Origin of the sequence: Flavobacterium aquariorum (assembly GCF_003254745.1) — a bacterium.
Lineage (GTDB): Bacteria > Bacteroidota > Bacteroidia > Flavobacteriales > Flavobacteriaceae > Flavobacterium > Flavobacterium aquariorum.
In genome coordinates this window covers 113,060-137,366 of the sequence record NZ_QKXH01000006.1, presented here as the reverse complement: position 1 = coordinate 137,366, position 24,307 = coordinate 113,060, and the positions used below count along the sequence as shown (strand labels likewise).

The 24,307-nt window shown below is 33.6% G+C and carries 22 protein-coding genes and 1 pseudogene; 6 read left to right on the top strand and 17 right to left on the bottom strand.

Translation table 11 applies throughout. The features are described from left to right. Positions 1 to 14: 14 nt before the first annotated feature. The 4 genes from DOS84_RS10750 to DOS84_RS18990 form a co-directional block, all read right to left on the bottom strand. Positions 15 to 1,247, bottom strand: coding sequence for an efflux RND transporter periplasmic adaptor subunit (locus DOS84_RS10750; RefSeq protein WP_111410126.1), 1,233 nt, complete (start codon positions 1,245 to 1,247; stop codon positions 15 to 17). 12 nt (positions 1,248 to 1,259) lie between these two features. Beyond that, entirely contained in the window at positions 1,260 to 5,570 is a 4,311-nt protein-coding gene (locus DOS84_RS10745) for a CusA/CzcA family heavy metal efflux RND transporter (RefSeq protein ID WP_111410125.1), read from the bottom strand. Between the two features lie 145 nt (positions 5,571 to 5,715). After that, positions 5,716 to 6,033, bottom strand: a complete 318-nt coding sequence (locus DOS84_RS10740; RefSeq protein WP_165818130.1) for a DUF6660 family protein — start codon at positions 6,031 to 6,033, stop codon at positions 5,716 to 5,718. Between the two features lie 319 nt (positions 6,034 to 6,352). Then, complete coding sequence (locus DOS84_RS18990; protein WP_165830421.1) at positions 6,353 to 6,670, bottom strand: hypothetical protein; 318 nt, start codon at positions 6,668 to 6,670, stop codon at positions 6,353 to 6,355. A gap of 339 nt (positions 6,671 to 7,009) precedes the next feature. Between DOS84_RS18990 and DOS84_RS10735 the strand changes: the two genes are divergently transcribed. From DOS84_RS10735 to DOS84_RS10725, 3 genes are all read left to right on the top strand, one after another. Beyond that, complete coding sequence (locus DOS84_RS10735; protein ID WP_100844376.1) at positions 7,010 to 7,333, top strand: helix-turn-helix domain-containing protein; 324 nt, start codon at positions 7,010 to 7,012, stop codon at positions 7,331 to 7,333. Between the two features lie 269 nt (positions 7,334 to 7,602). Beyond that, on the top strand, positions 7,603 to 7,962 hold the full coding sequence (locus DOS84_RS10730; RefSeq protein WP_111410124.1) for a hypothetical protein: 360 nt from the start codon (positions 7,603 to 7,605) through the stop codon (positions 7,960 to 7,962). Positions 7,963 to 8,340: 378 nt separating this feature from the next. Beyond that, positions 8,341 to 8,517 carry a histone H1 gene (locus DOS84_RS10725; RefSeq protein WP_077375025.1) on the top strand — a complete coding sequence of 59 codons (177 nt, stop codon included), beginning with the start codon at positions 8,341 to 8,343 and terminating at the stop codon, positions 8,515 to 8,517. Positions 8,518 to 8,561: 44 nt separating this feature from the next. Here the strand turns inward: DOS84_RS10725 and DOS84_RS10720 are convergent. After that, a pseudogene (locus tag DOS84_RS10720) lies at positions 8,562 to 9,227 on the bottom strand (HipA domain-containing protein). 359 nt (positions 9,228 to 9,586) lie between these two features. Then, positions 9,587 to 10,375, bottom strand: a complete 789-nt coding sequence (locus DOS84_RS10715; protein WP_111410123.1) for an alpha/beta fold hydrolase — start codon at positions 10,373 to 10,375, stop codon at positions 9,587 to 9,589. Between the two features lie 571 nt (positions 10,376 to 10,946). Between DOS84_RS10715 and DOS84_RS10710 the strand changes: the two genes are divergently transcribed. Then, positions 10,947 to 13,190, top strand: a complete 2,244-nt coding sequence (locus DOS84_RS10710; RefSeq protein WP_207802051.1) for a HEAT repeat domain-containing protein — start codon at positions 10,947 to 10,949, stop codon at positions 13,188 to 13,190. A gap of 787 nt (positions 13,191 to 13,977) precedes the next feature. On the opposite strand, the gene msrA is transcribed toward DOS84_RS10710, so the two are convergent. The 4 genes from msrA to DOS84_RS10685 all read right to left on the bottom strand — a co-directional run bounded on the left by msrA (position 13,978) and on the right by DOS84_RS10685 (position 16,631). Then, complete coding sequence (gene msrA / locus DOS84_RS10700; protein ID WP_111410121.1) at positions 13,978 to 14,469, bottom strand: peptide-methionine (S)-S-oxide reductase MsrA; 492 nt, start codon at positions 14,467 to 14,469, stop codon at positions 13,978 to 13,980. 75 nt (positions 14,470 to 14,544) lie between these two features. Further along, the gene (locus DOS84_RS10695; RefSeq protein ID WP_111410120.1) at positions 14,545 to 15,009 is read right to left on the bottom strand and encodes a DoxX family protein; all 465 of its coding nucleotides are present in this window, start codon (positions 15,007 to 15,009) and stop codon (positions 14,545 to 14,547) included. Positions 15,010 to 15,174: 165 nt separating this feature from the next. Continuing rightward, positions 15,175 to 15,849, bottom strand: a complete 675-nt coding sequence (locus DOS84_RS10690; RefSeq protein ID WP_111410119.1) for an SDR family NAD(P)-dependent oxidoreductase — start codon at positions 15,847 to 15,849, stop codon at positions 15,175 to 15,177. Positions 15,850 to 15,875: 26 nt separating this feature from the next. Next, positions 15,876 to 16,631: a DUF1223 domain-containing protein gene (locus DOS84_RS10685; protein ID WP_111410118.1), complete on the bottom strand. Its 756-nt coding sequence runs from the start codon at positions 16,629 to 16,631 to the stop codon at positions 15,876 to 15,878. A 508-nt stretch (positions 16,632 to 17,139) separates the two neighbouring features. Here DOS84_RS10685 and DOS84_RS10680 point away from each other — a divergent pair. Beyond that, a complete protein-coding gene (locus tag DOS84_RS10680; RefSeq protein WP_111410117.1) occupies positions 17,140 to 17,559 on the top strand; it encodes an organic hydroperoxide resistance protein in 420 nt (139 codons plus the stop codon). 13 nt (positions 17,560 to 17,572) lie between these two features. Beyond that, positions 17,573 to 18,361, top strand: coding sequence for an alpha/beta hydrolase (locus DOS84_RS10675; RefSeq protein ID WP_111410116.1), 789 nt, complete (start codon positions 17,573 to 17,575; stop codon positions 18,359 to 18,361). Between the two features lie 147 nt (positions 18,362 to 18,508). On the opposite strand, the gene DOS84_RS10670 is transcribed toward DOS84_RS10675, so the two are convergent. The 7 genes from DOS84_RS10670 to DOS84_RS10640 all read right to left on the bottom strand — a co-directional run bounded on the left by DOS84_RS10670 (position 18,509) and on the right by DOS84_RS10640 (position 24,247). Then, complete coding sequence (locus DOS84_RS10670) at positions 18,509 to 19,270, bottom strand: LytR/AlgR family response regulator transcription factor (RefSeq protein WP_111410115.1); 762 nt, start codon at positions 19,268 to 19,270, stop codon at positions 18,509 to 18,511. Beyond that, positions 19,251 to 20,270: a sensor histidine kinase gene (locus DOS84_RS10665; protein ID WP_111410114.1), complete on the bottom strand. Its 1,020-nt coding sequence runs from the start codon at positions 20,268 to 20,270 to the stop codon at positions 19,251 to 19,253. The genes DOS84_RS10670 and DOS84_RS10665 overlap by 20 nt, the downstream gene beginning before the upstream one ends. 284 nt (positions 20,271 to 20,554) lie before the next feature. Continuing rightward, entirely contained in the window at positions 20,555 to 21,313 is a 759-nt protein-coding gene (locus tag DOS84_RS10660; RefSeq protein ID WP_111410281.1) for a type 1 glutamine amidotransferase domain-containing protein, read from the bottom strand. Between the two features lie 71 nt (positions 21,314 to 21,384). Further along, positions 21,385 to 22,119 carry an SDR family NAD(P)-dependent oxidoreductase gene (locus DOS84_RS10655; RefSeq protein WP_111410113.1) on the bottom strand — a complete coding sequence of 245 codons (735 nt, stop codon included), beginning with the start codon at positions 22,117 to 22,119 and terminating at the stop codon, positions 21,385 to 21,387. A gap of 6 nt (positions 22,120 to 22,125) precedes the next feature. Further along, complete coding sequence (locus tag DOS84_RS10650) at positions 22,126 to 22,344, bottom strand: tautomerase family protein (RefSeq protein ID WP_111410112.1); 219 nt, start codon at positions 22,342 to 22,344, stop codon at positions 22,126 to 22,128. A 25-nt stretch (positions 22,345 to 22,369) separates the two neighbouring features. Next, positions 22,370 to 22,903 (bottom strand): YceI family protein, encoded by a 534-nt coding sequence (locus DOS84_RS10645; protein ID WP_111410111.1) that lies wholly within the window; start codon positions 22,901 to 22,903, stop codon positions 22,370 to 22,372. Positions 22,904 to 23,524: 621 nt separating this feature from the next. After that, positions 23,525 to 24,247 carry a hypothetical protein gene (locus tag DOS84_RS10640; protein ID WP_111410110.1) on the bottom strand — a complete coding sequence of 241 codons (723 nt, stop codon included), beginning with the start codon at positions 24,245 to 24,247 and terminating at the stop codon, positions 23,525 to 23,527. Positions 24,248 to 24,307 lie beyond the last annotated feature (60 nt).

The window sequence follows — 24,307 nt, the reverse complement described above, 5'->3', positions numbered from 1 at the left end:
GGGTTGTTTACTCTTTATTCTTCTCCCTTGTTGGTCAATTTTGCATTTACAAAGAATGCGCCTTTTGTTACAATTTTCGCATTAGTAGGAATCTCTTTTACCAATGTTATAGCGGTATATCCCATATTAGAAACGCCTATTGCCACTTCAATTTTTTCAAAATTTGTTGTCGGTTCCTTGCTTTTTGGTTCTTCGGATTTGTTTTCTTCTTCTTGTGGTTCTTCTTCCGCTTTTTTATCGGTTACAACGAAAATATATTCCTTTCCATCTGCACTTACAATGGCATCAGTAGGGACTGCGTCAGTAGTAACATTATTTAAACTTACAATTGCAGTTATATTCATTCCGTCTATCAGTCCCGTTTTATTCCCTTGAACAGTAGCGTGCACAGGAATACTTTTACTGTCATTCTCAAAGGCTGCACCTATTGAATACACTTTAGCATTGTAATCTTGTCCTGAGTTATTGGTAATTCTAAAATGTATAATTTGCCCCACCTTTAGCATAGGTAAATCTTTTTCGAAAATATTCAAATCCAAATGCAATTGTGAGTTGTCTACAATTTCGGCAACGGGTGAAGACACATCAACATAACTTCCAATTTTAGAAAACACATTGCTGATGGTGCCAGTTATTGGACTGGTCACTGACAATGCAGAACGCAAATTACTATTATTTAAACTATTTGGATTGATACCCATTAACTGGATTTGTTGTTGTAAAGAAGCGCGGCGAGTTCTAATTGATTTTAGTTCTGCATCTGCATTTTGATAGTTTTTTAGTGCCCCCGCATTCCCTGCATTGAGTTCTTTCTGTCTCGCTAATTCTTGTTCGGCAAAGACTATTTTACTGGAAGTACTCAAATATTCTTCCTGTAGTTGTATAAATTGCGGATTGGCGATTGTAGCAATTACTTGACCTTTTTTCACAAAATCACCTAACTGTACATTAATGGTTCTTATTACACCGCCGTACAGCGAAGTTGCATTGGCTTTGTTATTGTTAGGCACTCGCAATGCACCATTGGCTCTGAGTGTTGCCGTTAATTGTTTTTGTTCTATAGTCCCGAATTGTATGTCTACCGTTTTTATTTGCTCGGCTGTGAGTGATGCGATTGTAGGAGCAGCTTCTTCTGTTGTTGCTTTTTGTTCTTCTTCTGGCTTAGTTTCGGTCTTACCGCAAGAAACAAGCAAAAGACAAGAGGCAAATAACAAAAGGGGATTCTTATATACTTTTAAAGATTTCATTTTTTTTTTAATTTATTTATTTGTGAAATAATTGAATTCAATTATGGCGTGGTTGTAGGCATTTAGATTGTCTAAATAATTTTTCCGTATTTCGATGGCTTGACTCAAATACAATGAGAAATCAGCATAACTTGTTTCTCCAGCTCGGTAGGATTGGTTAGCGGCTTTGATAATTTCATCAGCTTGCTGCAAACCCAAAGTTTCATAAAATTGTAAACCAGATAAGCTTTTTTCCACTTCGGTTTGACGTTGAGTCAGGTCAGATTTAAGTATTTGCGTTTTGTATTGCAGTTGTTGTTCTTGTACTTCCTTTTCGGTTCTGGCGGCTTTTATTTTATTATGATTGGCACCGCTTCCGAATATTGGGAATAATGTTGAAAATGAAAAACCACTATACGGGTCATCTACACCATATAATTTCTGTGAAAAAATACGACCGGAAAATTCAGGTAAATTATTGCTTTTTTGAATAGCAATTTCACTATTGGCAATCGCTATGTTTTGTTGCAATAACAGAAGACTTGGATGATTTTCGGTTGAATTCTGCAAACCATATTCCAACTTTTCTAAAGATTTTGAAAGAGGCAAAATGGCTTCTGAGCTATTTAATAATTGCATTAGTACTTGCTGTTGCACTACCATTTCTTTTTGAAGCTGCGTGATGTTTGTTTCAATTTCTTTCAACTTCACGTTTGCTGAAATCTTCTCAATACCAGCGCTTTCTCCAGTTTTTACTTTTATGGTGGTCGTTTTTAGTAAGCCTGCATAAATAGTGTCTAATTGCTGATATAAAGCTGCCTTGTCTTGCAAATACCATAATTGGTAATAAACAGAACGGATGTTTTTTTTCAGCTCTGTATTGATTACTTCTTTGTTAACCTCGTAGTACTTGGTTTGCTCACTATAGTAATTCTTCTTGGCTTGGTTTACTTGCGGCATATAGAAAGCTTGTTGTAAACCAATTTTCCAAATACCGGTTTTATCCGAAGGGCGAAGATCTTCGTTCTCGACAAATATGCCAGTTTTAGGAAACTCCTTATTTCCTTTTATCAAAAGCTGGTTTTTTGTTATTTGTGACTGATTGATATTGTATTGCAAATTATCCTTTAGACCCAAATTCAAGACTTCATCGATAGATTTGCGTGATTGTGCCTGACCATTGCTGAATGAAAGAAACAGTCCGACAACTAAAATGGTTGTTATCGATTTTCCTTTTATTTTAATTTTTGTATTGAATATGATATATAGTAAAGGCAACACAAATAAAGTCAAAAATGTTGCTGAGAGCAGTCCGCCAATTACTACAGTTGCCAATGGTTTTTGCACCTCGGCACCTGCACTGTGTGACATTGCCATTGGTAAGAAACCTAATGAGGCAACGGTAGCCGTCATTAAAACGGGGCGCAGTCTGATTTTTGTTCCTTCAATAACGCGTTTGATAACGTCATCCCAGCCCTCTTTTTCGAGTTGGTTGAATGTACCTATAAGTACAATTCCATTCAATACAGCTACTCCAAACAATGCAATAAAACCTATTCCTGCTGAAATACTAAAAGGCATTCCGCGAAGGATTAATGCGAATACTCCTCCAATTGCACTCATTGGAATTGCAGAAAATATTAAACTGGCTTGTTTCATAGAATTGAATGTAAAGTACAAAAGCATAAAAATCAATAATAGGGAAATAGGAACTGCAATCATCAATCGATTAGACGCTTTTTGTAAGTTCTCAAATGTTCCTCCATAAGTAAAATAATAACCAGATGGTAATTTTACTTTTGTTGCTAATTTGTCTTGAATTTCTTTTACAACACTTTGTACATCTCTATCCTGTATATTGAAACCAATAACGATTCTACGTTTTCCAGCTTCTCTACTAATTTGCGCAGGGCCTAATTTAAAATCAACTTTTGCCACTTGTGATAATGGTATTTGATTTCCTGAAGGTGTCGGTATCAATAAATTATTCACGTCCTCAATACTTCTTCTTGATGTACTGTCCAACCGCACCACTAAATCAAATTTTCGCTCGTTTTCGTAAACTACACCTGCAGCTTTTCCTGCAAAAGCAGTACTTACAATACTATTTATGTCTTCTACATTTAGACCATAATTAGCAATTCGCAAACGGTCATATTCTATATTGATTTGTGGCAAACCATCTACTTGTTCTACTTGAGGAGATGAAACCCCTTTTACATTTACAATCACATTTTCGACTTTTTTTGCATATACGGAAAGGCTGTCCAAGTTTTCTCCAAATATTTTTATAGCGACATCTTGTTTGATTCCAGTCATTAATTCATTGAAACGCATTTGAATCGGTTGACTTTTTTCGATAAAAACACCAGGTATCACACTTAATTTTTCTTCTATTGCATCACCCAATTCATCATAAGTTCTACCTGATTTCCATTCGTCTTGCGGCTTTAGAATAATCATCATATCTGTTGCTCCAGGTGGCATTGGGTCAGTAGGTACTTCACCAGCTCCCGTTTTTCCCACTACAATTTTTACTTCGTCGAATTGTTTTGCAATTCTTGCGCCTTGCATCGAGGTTTCAATACTTTGGGATAAAGAAGTTTCGAGAGGCATTTTAAATTCAAACGCATAATCTCCTTCCGCTAAATTTGGGATAAACTCTCCGCCCATTTTGCTGAAAATAAAAAAGGTAACTAATAGTAATGCAACAGTAATTCCAACTATTTTGTATTTTATCTCAATAACCTTTACCAAAAGAGGCTCGTATTTTTTATACAAAAAGTCCATCATCTTGTCTGAAAATGTTTTTTTATGACTGATAAGCTTAGGTAAAAACAAGGCACTCATCATAGGAATATAGGTCAATGAAAGGATCATTGCTCCAATAATGGCAAACGAAACTGTTTTTGCCATTGGTCCAAACATTTTCCCTTCAATTCCCACTAAAGATAAAATAGGGAAATAAACAATCATGATAATGATTTGACCAAAAGCTGCACTACTCATCATTTTTTTAGCACTATATTCTACGGCGTGATCCATTTGTGGTTGGGTCAGCTTTACCTTAGTTTTATTGTGTTCTAAAAAATAGAGAGAAGCTTCCACTATAATTACGGCACCATCTACAATTAATCCAAAATCTATAGCTCCCAAACTCATTAGGTTTGCACTTACTCCAAAAACTTTCATCAATCCCAAAGCAAACAACATAGAAAGCGGTATAGCCGAAGCTACTATAAGTCCTGCACGAAGATTTCCAAGAAATAAAACCAATACAAAAATTACTATTAATGCTCCTTCGATTAGGTTTTTTTCAACCGTAGAAATGGCACGGTTTACAAAGGTGCTTCGATCAATAAATGGTTCAACGATTACATCATCAGGTAATGATTTTTGTATGACAATCATTTTGTCTTTTATTCTTTGTACGACTTCATTACTGTTTGCCCCTTTTAGCATCATCACAATACCACCAACTGCATCAACTTTTCCGTTATAAGTCATTGCTCCATAACGTACAGCACTGCCAAACTTTACATCGGCAACATCTTTTATAAAAATCGGAACGCTGTTTGGATTGCTTTTTACAACAATATTTTTTACATCTTCCAAAGAAGTGACTAATCCAACACCACGAATAAAGTAGGCACTTGGTTTTTTGTCAATGTATGCGCCACCTGTATTTTGATTGTTTTTTTCTAAAGCGTTGAAAATATCAGGAATAGTTACTCCCATTGCTTTTAAGCGATTTGGATTCACCCCAACTTCATATTGTTTTAATTTACCACCAAAACTATTTATTTCAGCAATTCCGGGAGTTCCGTTTAGTTGTCTTGCTACTATCCAATCTTGCATAGAACGCAAATCCATTGCCGAATATTTATTTTCACTTCCTTTTTTTGGATGTAAAATATATTGGTACACTTCGCCAAGTCCTGTACTAACGGGACCTAATTCGGGTGTTCCTATTCCTTGTGGTATTTGACTAATCGCTTCTTTAAGGCGTTCACTAATAAGTTGTCGTGCAAAATAAATATTGACATCATCATCAAAAACGACTGTGATTACTGATAAACCAAAGCGTGAAATACTTCGGGTTTCTTCCAAATCGGGAAGATTTGCAATACTTTGTTCTATTGGGAAAGTTACCAATTGTTCTACTTCCTGCCCTGCCAAAGTGGGGCAAAGCGTAATAATTTGTACTTGATTGTTTGTAATATCCGGTACTGCATCAATAGGTAATTTGGAAGCACTCCACCCTCCCCAAATGATCAAGAATAAAGTCATCAACCCAATGATGAATTTATTGTTTATACTAAAATGAATGATTTTGTTTAACACTATTTGTAATGATTAATGTTTAATAATAAATTATAATTCACGGTAATGATAAATTCAAATACTGCGAAATGATTAATGTAAAACAATAGCAAAATGAATGCGCATGGCATTTATTCACTTTATTTATTCATTAATCGATAAATTATTAAGCATTAATTTGAGGCGGTTGCCAAATGCTTCCGTAGAAATTGGAAGTGAAAATTGATTTGTATGCAGGTAGTTTTTTGTCAATTATGTTTTTGACGGCCAAAAAATTGTAATTACATATTGAATTGTATGCGAAACCTTGACAGCCACAACAGTTACAAATGCATAAAGGAGAACAGCTGTCTTTATCTTGGTGCTGTTTTGAACTATTGGTTATAGTTACTTTTACAGACGAAACGCCTTGTTCCTTGTCTGCACAAGGCATACAGGAAAGTACTACGATGATAATTGACAATATGATGTTTGTAAATTTCAAGACTGTAAAAATATGATTTTTATTTTTATAATTAATAAATTATTTATAATGATTATTAATTATTTGTAATATTTATTGTAGTAGTACCAATATTTTGCAGCAACTCCCAATAACAAAAGCAACAAAAGTAGTATTATCATTATAGTACGAATAACAGTGTAAACCGTTATTGGCTTTTTGGATTTAGGTTTAGGGTTGTTCGGTCTTTTTGTTTTTTGCATTGCCATTATTATATCTATAACTGTAATTAATTTAAATAAAGAAAACTTTGTAACTAACTCTATCAAGTAGAATTGTATTCTTTTAATCATCAAAAAAATTAAGCAATAATTTGTGGGGGCAGCCAAATACTCCCGAAGAAATTGGAAGTAATAATTGATTTGTATTCAGGAAGATTTTTATCAATTATAGTTTTAACCGAAAAGATATTATAAGAACAAATAGTGTTGTGAACGTAACCTTGACATCCACAGCAACTACAAACACATAAAGGGGAGCAAATATCTTTATTGTGATGTTGCTTTGAAGTATTGTTTATAGTCATTTTTTCAAACGATACATCTTGTTCCTTATCTGCACAAGGCATACAGGAAAGAATCAGAATTATAATTGACAATATGGTGTTTGTAAGTTTCAAGACTGTAAAAATAGTTTTTTTTTATTTTATGCTTTTGAAATTAAAAATTTTAAAATACTGAATAAGATAACTTAACAGTAACTAAAGATAAGAACAAATACTACTTGGAAATATTTTTCAATTTTTACAAATCTTCGATGCAATAGTTCAAATTTATTCGGATGGGGCTAATAAACCAAATATTAGAGCCAACATTTCTCCTTAATGGATTAGATTTCTTATAGTCCTATAACCTATAATGATTAGAAATTAAAAGCCAAACTCCCCTTTTTAAGGACATCTTATATCTTCAAAGTCGGTAATAAATACTTTTACATGAGATTTAAATAACCGATCACCATGAAGCCATTTACTTTTGACCAAATACCTATAATGATGAACAAAATTCATGATAAATTAGAGCATTTAGAAAAACTTATTGTAAGAATTTCCAATGTAGAAGAAAATAAAGAAGAAGTTCTAAACATTCAAGAAGCATCAAAACTTTTGGATCTATCGGTATCAACAATTTATAGTAAAGTGTGTAAAAGGGAAATCCCAGTTAATAAACAAGGTAAACGTATTTATTTTTATAGACATGAGTTAATGAAATGGATTAAGTCTGGTCGGGTAAAAACTTATTTAGAAATCCAAAACGATATTGAAAAAAGGTCAAAAATCTAATATTTAGATTTTTGACCTTTTTACTTTTTAACCTTCATGTGTAAGTACTCTAATCATATATTACTCAGCTTTTTTTATATCAATGATATAATCAATATTAAAAGTTTATAACTATTTTTGTGTAAACAACTCCTATGAGTTTATGTTATCTTGATAAGGATACTTTGTTTTGTTTTGCGATAGTTTGCTTTAAATTGTACCATAATTGTACCACTAAAGTTGAAAACCCTATTAAAATAAGGAATGTTATTTTCTGTATTGGAAAATAAATGACTATACAAGATTTAATTGGCGAATACTCAATTACTGGAAGTAATCAAGACGAGAACCGGGAAGTAACCTACAAAGATGTTTTGCATTTATCTTTAGATGAGAACAACCGAATATTAGCCAAATGGCTAATTAACAGCACAGACGAACAAAAAGGCTACGGTTTCTTTAAAGACAACATTCTGGTAATTAATTTTAGCTATAAAGGGGAATACAACAAAATCTACAAAGGAGTAGCTGTTTATCGATGCATAACCAAAGATGTTTTGGATGGTTTTTGGTCTGAAAAACATGGAAACCCCCTCTATTTAGGAACTGAACATTGTTTACGAATGAAAAGCACTGAACAGCTAAACTAGATTGCATTTATAGCATTATTATATTTTAATTTATATTTTTTAGGTCAATCCTAATTTACCTAAAAATATGCCACATCTCTACTCTTTTATTCTCCTATAAACAAAGAATAGTATAACACTGCTATGGCATATATGCCCCGTTGTGTCTTCCGATAGCACTTCACTGTTTTTAATACTTTATCCATACACCCACAACTTATTTTATGGAAGAACTAAGAAAAAACAACCCTAATAGTATCAAGTATTTACAAAAAAAAGATGATTTTTTATACGATTGAAAATACAATCGTAACTAAATTACAGTAATTTTAACAACAAATTATTCCTATCACATTAGTAAACTTCTATTTTTGCGGCTTAATTTAATACAATACTATTATGAAAGATTTAGTTGCAAAAATCAATGCCGAATTCGAAACATTCAAAACAGAATCAGAATCACTTATTGAAAAAGGTGTGAAAGCTGCAGGACCAAGAGCCCGTAAATCAACATTGGAACTTGAAAAACTTTTAAAAGAGTTTAGAAAAGTTTCTGTTGAAGAATCAAAAAAATAAGATTTAAATTTAAAGCCCTTTTGTAAACAAAAGGGCTTTTTTTATTAAAATCTCCTAATCCTATTGTCGATCAACTTCAGATACTTTTCTTTCATATCATCTGATAAAAAAGATATTTCTACAAGTTCAATCCATTTGGATACGTTTTTATTCATGGCAGACAAAATGGCATCAATTGTCTTGTCATTAAGTTCCAGTTGCTCTTTTGCAAAATAATCTACTAATTCCGTTGACTTAAAATTGCTTTTGTTTCCTTTGAGAGATAAGGCTAACTCCTCCTGTGGATTTTTAATGGAAATCGAAGAATTTAAAAAATCATACACTGGCGACAAAGTAGTTTTTCCTGCTTTTGTAATTACCGAAAAGTTCTTTAAATGCATATCTTCATTACCTGTTATGAAACAGAACAAAACCCGTTTAAAGAAATCAGCTTTCTCTATCGCAGGAAACGTACAATACTCATCAATTACTTTAACCTATTTTTCCATGGTGTAATCATACTTTGTATCTCTTGAATTGCCTGTTAATTGAGCAAAATCCTCAGTGGCATATTTCTTCCCCTTGCTGTATCTGTCAAACCGTTTGATAAAATAAGAAAGACTTCCATCCTTTGAATAAACCAATCCATGAAAAGGCACGTCAAGTCCATATACTTTAGCCATTTTCGCCCATTCGTGATTGCTGAAGTACTCAAAATACTGTCTTACGATTTTTTCGTTTTCAATTGTTGTTATAGTTGTTATTTTTTGATTGTTACAAGAAATGAATGCAAAAGTTGCAAATAAGATTATCGTAAGTTTTTTTCATTCTAATTCTGTTTTTGAGATTCATATTTATTTTTTTTTCTAAGTTTGTTGGAAGATTCTCTGTCATAGCCTCACCACTAACATTCTAGGACTATATAGCGGATTTGCTACTAAATGAAGCCTTATCTTCAGATTTGCCACCCGAATCCCGCTAATTAGCGGAACGAACAGACGAAGTAAATAATTTCAAATACAAAACCAACTTACCATTAAGTCAATTGCCCCTAATCCGTTGTAGTACCTGTTAATAGCAGTTTTTTGTCTTATTTATAGGCAGTTAAATCTTCAATTAATTCTGCCAATATTTTATTAAACTCATCAGGTTTTTCCAGCATTGGATAATGTCCTGTTCCTACAATAGTTCTGTAATTATAATTCTTGAAATATTTTTGATTGTTTTCTATTTTCGTTGGCGTAGCATCAGAATTAATTGCCCTCACAGGAATATTTACCAATTTTGCTATTTTGCGAATATCCATTTCGTATAAAGGCTTAAGTGTATTTATAGCTAATTCAGAGTCATTTTGAATGAATTCATTTTGAAGTTGATTTTTTACAATTGCTGGGGTTTCTTGAACGAAGAGGTATTGAGGTAGAATGTTTTCTACCGCTGATTTAAAATCTTTACGATAATTACTATCCATAAACTGTTCAGCTTGTTCAGGAGTAAAATCTTGGTCTAAGTCTTTTAAAGTGTCGACCAAAATAATAGCTTTTACTTTAGGCAAATCTATAGATGCTTCAAGCACATAAGCACCTGACATTGAATGGCCAACAAGGATTATTTCGGTTGTGTCAATTTTATTTATAACCGATTTTATATCGTCTGCATATTGTTCTCCAGTCCAGTTCTGTCTTGTTTTATCAGATTTTCCGTGACCACCTAAGTCAATTTTAATAATTTTATATTTTTCTTTTAAAAAAGTCTCTTGACTGTTCCACCAATTTATGTTTCCAAGCCAACCGTGAACAAAAACTATGGAGGTATTTCCTTTCCCTATTTCTGTATAGTGGATATTTACGTTGTCAGTAGATGAAATATAATTTTCCATTATTTTATTTTATTTGTAAATTCTTTAATTCTATTTTTAAATGTAGCCTCCTATTCACAAAGTACCCGTTTCCATGCTACTCAAACTTTCATGACATTTCAATTTATAGATCAATAAAAATGATACTGTAATAAGAAGATCCCATGTACTCAAAGATATTCTTTTTTTTAATAAAATTCATACAATTAATTTTAAAAAAACTTTATTCGTTGATTGTTAGACAATTGTTAAAAAGTAATTACTTAACAGTTAATCTAAATGGCAAGGCTTTCCAAGGGGGTAATTTTCTTTTGAACTATTGTAGACTCATTACCAAGATTCTACAGATTTTTTGAACCTTTTGTGTGGCTAAAATTATAAGACAATCAATTAAATAGTAAGGACATTGGAATTATAATTACTTTTTTTGACATTATATTATATAATGTTACAACATGTAATCTAAAATTTTGGGAAATCCGCTTTGCCCACAACTATAGATACAGGAGTATAGATTCTAGCTTGAAATTATTTGTTTATAACTCTTTTGTTTCTATTCGATAATTCTATATTTTTGAGAAACCTTTGTTTTATGCTCAAAAAGTCATCAATTATCATTGTAGTCCTTCTTATTCTTTTTGTAATTTTCAGGGTTTTTATTGTTGACAGCTGCAGCTCAAAAGATGCTGCATATACCGAAGCCCTTTCCTCAAATAATGCATACGTAGGTGATAAATCCTGTATAAAATGCCATACTGCCGAACATCATCAATGGAAACAGTCGGATCATTATATGTCGATGCTTCCCGCCAATGATTCGACAGTAAGTGGTGATTTCAATAATGTGACTTTCACTGCTGATGGTGTTACAAGCAGATTCTTTAAAAAAGGTTCTAAATTTTTCATTAATACCGAAGGCAGTGATGGCAAAAATCATGATTTTGAAGTAAAATATATCTTTGGCTACAAACCCTTGCAGCAATATCTGGTTCATTTTCCGGGAGGAAGAATGCAGGTCCCCCGCTTGAGTTGGGATGTGAATAAAAAAAAATGGTTCAATCAATATGCGGGTCAAAAGATACCTTCCCATGATTGGCTGCATTGGACAGGCAATGCTCAAAACTGGAACACTATGTGTGCCACTTGCCATTCGACTAACCTTCATAAAAATTACGACACCAAAACAGACACGTACAAAACCAGCTACAGCATTATCAATGTAAGCTGTGAAAGCTGCCATGGTGCTGGGCAAAAGCATTTGGATTATATAAAAAGTTCTGACTATAAATCTGGAGATAAGGTAACCGGCAGTTTTATGAAACTGGGTAAAATTTCAGGGCAACTGGAACAGATCAACACCTGTGCTCCATGTCATGCCCGAGTTTCTGAAATAAGCCCCAGGCATATCGAGAGCCAAGAAATAATGGATAACTATATTCCGCAGATTCCCGATACGGAATTTTTCCAAGCCGATGGACAGGTAAAGGATGAAGATTATATTTACACTTCTTTTTTACAAAGCAAAATGTACAGCAAAGGTGTTAAATGCAGTAACTGCCATAATCCACACAGCATTAAACTCAAACATATAGACAATCAAACATGTATACAATGCCATATCCCAAAAAAATATGACACGCCAAAACATACTTTTCATACAACAGAATCCAAAGGTTCGCTTTGCGTAAACTGTCACATGCCAGGAAAATTATACATGGGTAATGATTTAAGGCATGACCATAGTTTTAGAGTTCCCCGTCCCGATCTTTCGGTCAAATACGGTACACCAAATGCCTGTAGCAATTGCCATAAAGACAAATCAGAAAAAATATTGGCCGATGCCGTAATCAAATGGTATGGTCCAAATCGTAAATACCATTTTGCAGATGATTTGATTCCGGGAAGCAAACTGGACGCTAACAGTGAGCCTCATTTGATACAATTGATCAATATCAAAACCACACCAAATATCATTAAAGCAACTGCTGTTTTTTACTTGGGTAGTTTCAATACCCAAACCAGTTTAAATACCATATTGTCATGTTTAAATCATAACGATGCCCAAGTTCGTTATAGGGCTTTACGTAGTTTATCAAGTTTCTCACCAAACAGTTGGATTGAAAATATTGGCCCTTTATTATCAGATAAAGTGAGAGCGGTTCGTATTGCTGCTGCTGATCTTTTTGTGAGTCTGCCAAAAGATCAAATTCCAAGTCTGTACACAACTGCTTTTGAATCTGCAAATATAGAACTAGTTAGTTTCCTTCACTATCAAACCGATTTTTCGGTAGGGAATATAATGCTTGCCGATTATTATCTCAAAATTCAGGATTATGTAAATGCCGAGTCTTTCTACCTCAAAGGACTAAAAAAAGACAGCCAAATGAATTATGCGCTCCTTAATTTATCCTCATTGTATAATACTGTTGGAAAAAATGATGCTTCATTAAAAATGTTACAACGTGCCTTAAAAAATGATCCAAACAACGAGCGTATTTATTATAATTTAGCCTTGCTTTATAATGAACTGAATAATACAACTGCAGCCGAATCCGCTTTTGCGAAAGCTATAGCCTTAAAATCACAAAATCCTAGAGTGTATTATAATTATGGTTTGATGTTGAATGCCAAGAAAAAATTCAAAGAAGCCGAAGCTGTTTTACAAAAAGGAATTGCCATAAGCCCTGATACACCAGATCTTTATTATGCGCTTACTTTTGTGTACATCCAGACCGGAAATCAGACAAAAGCGCAACAAACTGCTTTTCAATTGAAACAATTAGATCCAAACAATCCAAATTATCAAGAGTTGTTTAAAAATTTAGGATTGCAGTAGCCTTGTAATAAACAATTAGGTATAATTCTATCTGTATGCCTGTAAATGACCGTTACTTTGTGGCTACTGCATTCCTCATTTTGATATCAATGGTAATCATCAATTGCGAATGGATGTTTTTAAATTTCCATCTGCGAAAACAGCAGAACATAACATCACTAAACAAACACGTTAACATATTAATAAACAACAAATTAACTTGTTTATTACTTACTTTTTTCTTTTGAATACTAAGTGATATTTTGTTTGAATCTATACCTGAATTGTATCCCGAAATTGAGACAGAAAAAATATTTTTTTGGCTAAATTATGGCACATGTAGACACTGGAAAACTTCATTATTTTTTTCAAAATCATAATTAAAACTAATGCGCCTGATTATTATTGGTCAAAAGATAAATTAGTTAGTTTTTACATAGATTACAAATCAAAAAACTACAGCAATCAATATTAATAGTTTAATTGATAAGCATTGGATTCCTGAAGTCCTTAGTCTAATCAAAATGCCTGATGCAGTCAGAAAAATCACTTATCATTTTGAACAAAAACAAGTCTACAGACAAGAGTTCATTTTTATTTGAGAATTGTACAAGCAAAATAATTCTAAACAAGAAATTAGTAAAACGGACTATTCAAAATATTTAATGCAATATAAAAAAGCCGATAAGCCTTTAGGGAATGACATTAAATTTGTATCCACTTTTAAAAATAAAAAATCAAAAGCCGAAGCTAAAAGTTTAGCAATATCAAAAAAAGTTTTGAAGATATTGCCTCCCCGCAGCCATTTTTATAGAAAAGTACCAAACCGCTCAAAATGACAAGTGTATCCATTGGGACTCTTTATAAGGTAGTCCTGGTGATATTCTTCAGCAGGCCAGAATTTTGTATAATGCTCCAATGTCGTAACCACTTTACCTGGCCACCTTCCTGAATCATCAACAATCTTAAAGACTTCGTTGGCAACTTCTCTCTCTTGCTCGTTTTGGATAAATATTGCAGATCGGTAACTGGAGCCCCTGTCGTTCCCTTGACTGTCTACTGTTGTTGGGTCATGCACTCTGAAAAAATAATCCAATAACTCCTTATATGATGTTTCATTTGGATTGTATGTAATTTCTATTGCTTCAGCATGCCCTGGATGATTGTTATAGGTCGGATTTTCATTCTGACCTCCCAAATAGCCTACTTCAGTATCCTTTACGCCCGGACGCATGCGGAATAAGTCTTCCATTCCCCAAAAACAGCCTCCTGCGATGTACGCTTTTTTTAAATTTTCCATATTTAATATTTATTAAATTAATAGTAATATTGGAATTACAACAATACTAGTATTGAAATGATCCGTTTTTTTTCACTACTTCCGTAATTTCCACAATAAAAAATCGACGGAAAACACTCCGCTTCCTTTAAAAATAACAACTATAAGTAAAGTTAGTAATAATATAAAATACTCAATACCTTCACCTTTCTTCGATCCAACCCAATTCATAGTCCAACCATCCTCACGATGACTCAATAGTGCTCCCACAAAGATTATAAAATTAGCTATTGCCGCAAATCTTGCAAAAAAGCCAACCATTAGCATTATACTCCCAAAAGACTGTCCGATTATCACTAACCATGCTATAGCGGCTGGAATCTTTTTGCTTTTGAAACTTAACAGCGATTGTTTGATTCCTACTCCTCCTCCAAAATCATCAAACCAACCAAATAATTTTTGCATTCCATAAGGAAAAATAATAATTCCGGCTACCAGTCTACATAAAGTATAAACCCAATTGGGATCAGTCTGCAATAAATCATTAAGAATTTCCATCATACTCAATTTGATAATTGATTGAATCAGCTATTAGTGCAACATAAAATTAAAGGTTTATGAGTAAATCCAGCATAAAAATGTAGATAATTTTAATCGAACCTTTTATTAATTTGTAATTAATATAAAGCGGTCATACCGCATTTTGGCTATATACAAGAACAAATACTACCCCTGACTTAACATTTTTTGAGAAGGTCTACTTTGATGGTGCCAAAATTGTTCTACCAGTTTGCTGTATGACTTGCCTTCAGATATTTTATTTAAGTTTTCTGCAGCAATTGTACTCAAATCCAATTTCAAATCATCTGGCTCGATAAGCATAATATCAATACCAAATGGTCGTACTTCCTTCCTAATGCTGCTGCTTAAAGCCTTTAAAGCAAATCTGCTGGCATTATACCAATCCGATAATCTACCATTCCTTTTGTTTAAAAAAGAAGGCATCATAACTATCTTACCCGACTTTTGTCTTCTCATATAAGGCAAAACCAATTGTGATAATCTTGCCAAACCAAAAACGCTTGAATCTAAGTGAGATTTGGCTTCCGAAATGGGTGCGCCATTTATCGCTTCCATTAATTCAAATCGGGCACTGTTAATAAGAATATCTATTCGCCCTTCATTTGCAATTATCTCAGCTAAACCACTTTGAACATCGCCATGCCTATTAATATCCGTCGACATTATATGGGCACCTAGTCGCTTCAGATCCATAATTTTTTCTTTCTTTTTCGCTGATGCGTAAACCACATAGCCATATTCGAGCAAAAGTTTAGCGGTAGCTTTCCCAATACCTGAAGAAGCTCCCGTTATCCATACCACTTTATCTTTATTTTTCATTACGGTATTTTTTAATTAGACAGATGTCAAAAACTGGATTTTGCAGCTCCTAAAATAGCTCCTGTACTATTATCTTGAATAAATCCTATTATCTCTCCATTTTGAGAATCAAAATTCTTAGGAAAAGAAATGTTCGCGCTTCCTTTTTCGTCAATTGCTAATTTTTGAAAAGTCAAATTTCTCACGACTTGATAATGAGAGAGTAATCTCCCCTCGTTTTCACCTCTCTTAACTTTACTTTTTACTGATTTCTGCACTAACGCTAATACTAAACGTGTGTTCTTTGAATTTCCATTAACTTTATAGTTAACAACTAGCCCCTCCGATTCTTTTTGGGCTGAAAAATCAAGGCTTACTTCAGTCGATTTTGAAAGTGCCTTAGTAATCCCTGCTCTAACGACGGTTTCCTGTGAGCCTATATAATCCGCTCTACCGTTGATAATCAATTGCGGAGTATAAACAGGTTCCTTTTTAAGCCACTTGCCATAGTCATATTGTCGCTTTGTATAATCCGCATTGCTGAAAATATCTTTCCAGCCCAGATTATCCCAGTAATCAACGTGATAGGAAAGAACATAAACAGGTCTGTCCTTATATTCATTTTGGATTTTGCCCATTAAGTCATCTGCGGGAGGACAACTGGAACATCCTTCCGAAGTGAACAGTTCCAAGACCGCAAAACCTGTTTTGGTAATCTTGTCGGTACTGTTTTGTCCAAAAGCTGAGATGTTACAAACTAATGCTAAAAGAAATAAAACGGATGTTAATTTAATGTGTGTCATGTTACGTGTTTTTTTAATTATTCAACGAAATTAGCAGTTAAAGAACGGGCCAATCACTACAAACTAGCCCAAATAGACAAATTCCCACTCAAAGTAGTCAAAAGCTGCCTCCATTTATTTTGTAATACCACTTTGAAACTACACTTTATATTCTTTTATATCAGATACATAACCTATAGACTGATTCAGATTGTTTTCATCTGAATCAATTATAACGTAATCTATTTGTTAACAAAGAAGTTACAACTATAATTTATTCTAAGACAAATCAAAGAACAACAGATAGGATGCCATTACTATATGCTAAAATTATTTTTCTATAATTCCATTGGAATAAAAAAAGCCAAAACACGCCGCAAACAGTAACTCAAACAAAGCAATAGAATGCTCAGATATCAAAATGTCTATTTCAAGGTAAAGTTTGTCCTCTTAAATAAAAAACAGGTTGAGTTCAGTCTACGACCAATATACATTTGCCCCAATAATTTAATATTAAATCAAAAAAAAAATGGAAACAAACAATGAAAAAGTGATTTACACAGGTGTAACTCACACAACAGGCGGTAGAACAGGTGAATCTAAAAGTTCTGACGGTCAATTAGATATTATACTTTCATCCCCAGGAAGCAATCGCCCAGGAACAAATCCGGAGCAATTATTTGCAGCTGGTTGGTCAGCATGTTTTATCGGTGCTATGGGAAAAACTGCAGCCAGTTTAAATGTAAAATTGCCAACAGATCATTATGTAAACACTGAGATTGACTTAGTACTAACCAATGATGGTTATGAATTACAAGCCCGTTTGAATGTAAGCTTACCCGGATTAGATCCAGAAGTGGCTCAAAGTATCGTTGATGGTGCTCACCAAGTATGTCCTTATTCAAAAGCTACACGTGGTAACATCAAGGTTACAATTAACTTAATTTAGTATTAGTTAAAAAATGAAGACCTCAAAAAAACAACAACTGTGGTTTAAAAAGTATGTAACTTTTGCATTAGCAGCGGCAGCCTTATTTGCGGGAACCACAAAAATTGATGCACAGGAAAAATTAGTTAAGAATATTGTGATTGTACACGGTCACTATTTAGACGCCTCGGGTTGGAAAGGAGTCTATTCCATACTAACCAAAAAAGGTTACCATGTAACTTTGGTACAAAACCCTTTGACATCCTTAAAAGATGATGTAGCAGCAACCAATAATATTTTAGACAATCAGGATGGGCCAACTATTCTAGTTGGACATTCTTGGGGCGGAACCGTGATTACAGAAGCAGGCATGCATCCAAAAGTAGCGGGTTTAGTCTACGTAACCGGGTTTATGCCGGATAAGGGCCAAACCACTAGACAATTGGCAAAAACATTTCCCAAACCTCCTGAAATGAGAACCGAAGCTCCTGACAATGGCGGATTTGTATTTTATGACAGAAGCACCTTTAGAGCTGGTGTGGCGGGTGATTTAAGTAAAGAGGATGCCGATTTTATGAATGCATCCCAAATACCAATTCATAAAGATTGCTTTGAAACTCCCCTAACTTCTGCAGCGTGGAGAACAAAACCAAGTTATGGAATTTTGACTCTAAACGACCGAACTGTTAATCCAGATCTTCAAAGAAGCATGTACAAAAATGCTAAAGTCGAAGTTACAGAATTGAAAGCTGGATATGTATCATATATTTCACAACCAAAAGCAGTTGCCGACGTAATTATCAAGGCATCATTACTAAAATAAGTTGGACTTATAATTGTTTTTTAATTTGTTTATTTAGGTTGAAAGCCGCTCTTTATAAGAGCGGCTTTTGTTTGTGAAATAAATTATACTTTTAAAAATTTAATATTGTACTACAATCAAAACAAAAACTACAGACAGAAAATAATACTATCTATTTTCCATCCAATGCAAAAAGTTACTTGATCTTTCCTTGTTGATTAAAAGTCTTTCTTCAGTTGGTATGATTAGCTTCACGTACAATTTGCGAGCAAAATAAGGCTCTATTTCCTTAATCGCATTAAAATTAATAATGTACTGTCGGTTCAATCGGTAAAACATAGAAGACGATAATAGTGAATAAATTTGATCCAGTGATTGGTTAAGCGGGTATTCCTGCTTATCAAGACAAACGATATGTACCATCTCATGTTTGATACAGAAATAAGCTATTGTATCTGTATGAACGGTAACGTACTTGTTATGCTTAAATACCAAAAAACTCTTCTTTCCTCCTTGCGGCTCCAATCTACTCAATAAAGTTCCGATATCAGGAACAAGATTCTGTTGAAAGTAGTTTTTAAGTTGGTCCACTTTTTCAAAAGCGACTTCTATATCTTCCTTTGAAAAAGGTTTTAGTATATAATCAATACCGTTAGCTTTAAAAGCTTCCAAAGAATATTCATTATAGGCTGTACAAAAAATAACAGGACAATTAATAGCTACACTTTTGAAAATGTCAAAAGAAAGTCCATCTGCCAACTGAATATCCATAAAGATAAGATTGGGCATCTCATTTTCGGAAAGAAACTTTATTGCACTTTCCACACTTTGAATTTGATACAAAATTTTTGCGTTGGGTCTTACAGCGGCTATCATTGTTGTTAATGACTTTGCAGCTTTCAGTTCGTCCTCAATGATTAAAATGTTCATATATTATAGGTAGTTTTATAGCGAATGTATTATTCGCATCAGTTATTTCTATCTTTTTGTTTGCCAAATGAACGTATCGTTGATTTATATTTTCTATGCCAATACCAGTTGAAGTTTCAGAATTGGTTTTAAGCCGAATTCCATTTTCAATAACAATAAAATCGCGTTCGCTATATATTTTTATTAGCAATGGTTTGTCGAGTGATACCACATTATGTTTGACACAATTCTCAATTAATAATTGTAACGTAAAAGGGGGAATCAATGAATTCATGTACTTTTCTTCAACGTCAATCGTCAAATCAATACCGGCTTCAAATCGGCTTTTAAGTAAAAACATATAAGCGTTAACAATCTGTAATTCCTCACCTAATCTAATCAAATCAAGTTTTCGGCTTTCAAGGGTAAACCTATAAAAATCCGAAAGCTTTAAAATAAACTCTACCGAGTGTTCATCATTCGTTTCCACCATAGATTTTAAAGTGTTTAAACTATTAAATAAAAAATGTGGATTAATTTGTTGCTTCAATAACTCATATTGAGCGCCTAGATTAATGGATTTAGAGCGTTCAAAGGCGACTCCGACTTGTTGATTATAGTGACTTTGATAAAGTATTTGCAAAAACATGTAGAATATAAGATTAATAAATACCCCTCGAACTTCAAACATTAACATGGCAGGGCCAAATTCCAAATAAGGAAGCAATAACTGTTGCAAATAGGATAGTGCCAGCATAACACCAATCCCAACGATTAAGTTCCATAAAAGTCTTAAAATTGACACTCCTTTTGAGTCATTCCTTTTATATGTTTTGGGAAGCATATAAATATTAAGGTACCAAACAAAAATGGCAAACAAAAAGGTAATAAGTGAGTTAACCAATGCTTCTTCAGGTTTTATATGTAGTTCTGCTATTTTAGGAACTGATGACAAAAGTCCAATAGCTAAAGAACTGCTCCAAATAAGCCAGGGTGATACTTTAAAGGGTTGGTTGTTCATAGAAATTCTTAATTTAAATTTTAAAAAGACCTAGCTAAAGGTCTGATTTATTCTGCAATCTTTTATCCTTTTCAAATACTTTATAGCCTTGAATATGTTTTTTATGAAACAAAAAATAAGTGAGATATAAATGGCTTCTCATGTTCAATACGCTTAAATACCATAAAACAAAGATTTGGTATAGTTGTTTCAAACTATACCAAATCAAAAATTAGAATTAAGCTTCAATCAATTTATATCACTGTAATGATTTTATTAACTTGAAATAATAACTGTTGATAGCATTAATTAATTTTAGAAAGTAGTTTAGATGCTACTTCTTCTGAAGACTGTGGATTTTGACCGGAAAGTAATAAGCCATCCTCCACTACATAAGAACTCCAATCAGCACCTTTAGAATAGTTTGCTCCATGCTCTTTTAATTTATCTTCTAATAAAAATGGAACAACTTTAGTTAATTCAACAGCTTGTTCTTCAGTGTTACTAAAACCAGTTAATTTTTTTCCTGCAATCAGGTATTTCCCTTCTTTATCTTTAACATTTACCAAAGCTGCCGGAGCATGACATACAAAAGCAATCGGTTTGCTATTATTGTAAAAACCTTGAATCAGTTTTATTGAGTTTTTATCTGTTGCAAGATCCCACATTGGGCCATGTCCTCCTGGATAGAATACCGCTTTAAAATCCTGTTGTTTCACACCCACAAGTTTCACCGTAGTACTCAATGCTTTTTGTGCATTTATATCAGCATAGAACCGTTTAGTTGACGGTGTTTGAAATGATGGGTCAGTACTTTTTGGATCAATAGGAGCCTGCCCTCCATTTGGTGTAGCAATTACTACTTCAATTCCTTTATCTAAAAAGTAATAATAAGGTGTTGCAAATTCTTCTATCCATGAACCGGTCGGTTTCCCTGTGTCACCTAATTTATCGTGGGATGTTAAAACAAAAAGGATTTTTGCTTTAGTGTTTTTTTGTGCATATGTTGCAAAACTTAGTATTGCAAAAACTGCAATTAACAATGATTTCATTATATTTTTCATTTTATTTATTTTTTGTACTTCTTTGCCCAATAAAGTATCGGGCAAAGAAGCTTATACTACAATTATTTTAATTAATTAAGATTATGACCGGCAGCTTTACCTCCATCAACATTGATAACTGTTCCGGTAATGAAATTACTTTTGGCAACAGTATATACCATTTCTGCAACATCATCAATTTCACCTACACGATTTAATAAATGTAAACCGGCATTCTGATCTGCTTTATCCCCATGCATCGGAGTACGAATTACACCTGGAGCAACGGTATTTACTCTTATATTTTGTTTCCCAAATTCGGCCGCTAATTGTACTGTTAGTGCATGAATAGCCCCTTTACTTGCAACTGGTGCAGTAGCAGGCCATCCACCCAATCCATGGTTTACAAGTGGAGTACCGATATTAATTACAACACCATCTTTTTGTTTTAACATTTGAGGGATTGCAGCTTGAGTAGTAAAAAAAACTCCTTTTAAATTAGTTGTCAAAAATTTATCAAGGTATGCCTCATCAACTTCCAAAAATGGTTTACTGTCAAAGATTCCAGCGTTATTCACAAGTACGTCCACAGTACCAAATCTTTCAACAGCTAATGCAACTAATTGTTCCCCTGTACGTTTATCGCTTACATCACCGGCAAGCATTGCCAGGTTATCACCTGCGCCAAATTCATTATATGCTTTTTCCAGTGAAGTTGGAGTAAATGAATTGATTACTACATTATCACCTCTGTCCAAAAAATATTTGGCTATTCCTTTACCGATACCTGATGCTGCACCAGTAACGATTATTGTTTGTTTTTTCATAATTATTTATTTTTTATCGGCTGTAATGCCTTTTTCTCTTAATATTGATACTTGTTCTCCTGCGTAACCCCAATTGTCTAATTCAATTTCGTTGATCACCACATGGGTCAAGTGTGGGTCTTTGTTCAATACTTCAGTAATCAGATTGGTTACCCCGCTGATTAATTGCTGTTTTTGCTCTCGGGTAACTCCCTCGCGAGTCAAATCAATTTTTACAAATGGCATGTCTTTAATTTTTAAAAAGTTTTGTTTATGCTACTTTTGCAGTTACATTCAAATCAAGTTCAAAATCATTATAGATTAGCGTATCGCCTAAATCTTTAAAGAAATTACCTGAACGGAATTTAATGTCATACTTGGTACGGTCAACGATAAGTTTACCAACTAAGTTAAAAGTGTCTTCACTGCTATTGACAATTGCGTCAAATCCTGCAGCGTGGGTAATCCCTTTGATAGTCAAGTTACCTTCAAAACGGTATTGATTACCCGATTGTGGTTTTGCTGATACAATTTCAAAAGCAGCCGTTGGGAATTTTTCAATTGAGAAAAAATCATCCGAGGCAAGGTGACCTGCAAATTGCGTATTCGTAGCCGAATCAGTTACATCCAAAATTACGAGTGTGGACATATCAATGATGACTTGCCCTCCAGTTACTTCTTTATCGGTAAGCAAGAAGGAACCTTCCTTTACTTCAATAGTCCCGTTATGTGCTCCAGTTACTTTTCTTCCAATCCAATCGATACGACTTTGTGCGCTTGCGATTTCAAATTTTTCTGTTTTCATTTTTTTTGTTTTTAAATTATAGTACAAAGTAAAAACAGAAACAGAAGTCGGTTACGTGATCTACATCACATTCTAAAAAAGGGTATTAATGAACGACACAAAGCCTGCTCAAAGTTTCTCTGGAAATACCCAGACATAATGCAAATTAGGATTTAAGAATCAATTTTATACAATTTAGAATACAGCGCCAAAAGTTCCTCATAGCGCTTTATTGTATCATTATTTATAAAGGATAAAAGTCTTTTCTGATAAATAAGATATCCTTTATTAGAGCACCAGCGAAAAAAAAATTCTTCCTGATGCAGCTTATTGCAAAGTTTTCATCAATCACTATTGGAAAAACAAAATACTTTAGTCAACACTCCTAAAACAATATTATTAGTCTTTAAAAAAGACACTACAAAAGAGCAAAGTTACTATATATTAATAGCATCCAGTTATTTACAATCAATATAAGATAATATTTAACAACGTATTTATTATAAAAAGCATGCAAATACAATAATATATAAATAGCGCTCAATATCACTGGAATTTGCATTAATACAATTCATACATGTTTCACAAAAAAAATATCGGAACAAAATTCCGATATTTTTTCATGCAATTAAGTAAGTCTTTTTATTTAAAGCTGATTTCACTCAGATCAATTGATACCAACAAAGGTTCAGGAAATAGTGGTGTATTGTCTTCCAGTCTTACATATACTTCCCTTTTGGTCGCTATTTTAATACCTTGCACGTTTATATAATTCGACAAATAATGCGCAGCAGTGGCTCCTCCTGCAATATCTACATTGTAATCATGTCTTTTTATAAGACCGTCTTTGTCTATATAAAAGGTTTGAACGGGGCTGTGTGTAGCTACCTGCTCAGGAAAAATAACCTGAAGTCTTCGAAATACTTCCCCGTTTTCTTCCCAAGGTTCTAATTCTTTTAGTTTGTAACCTGCATCGCCAAAATTAAAGGGAGCATTAAAATAGGTCCACATAGCATATCCGGTAAAATACGCCAGCTGGAGTTGACTCCATGGTGTTTCTGTAGTGTAACCAGCAAATGAATCTCTGGGATTAGACAGTTCTTCAACAACCTCTCCTTTACTATTCTTGATGGCAACATGTCTGGATGTAAATGCAGTATGCCAGTCTTTATTAAGAAAAGGGCTGTGTGAAGTAAATTGCTTATTTGTGTGAGAAGTAACATAAATGTCATCGACTGATCCTGGGTGTCCTACCATTGACCAAAGTACCCCGTCGCAGATAAGTCTTGCTGTGACAGTTTCAAACTTGTTGAAGTTCTCTAGACCGCCATGAGCATTAATTGTAAATTCTAATAAATCATTCATCGTGTTTAATTATTTGATTATTTTTAATTAATTATGTTTTTTTTGTAAATAAGCTATATT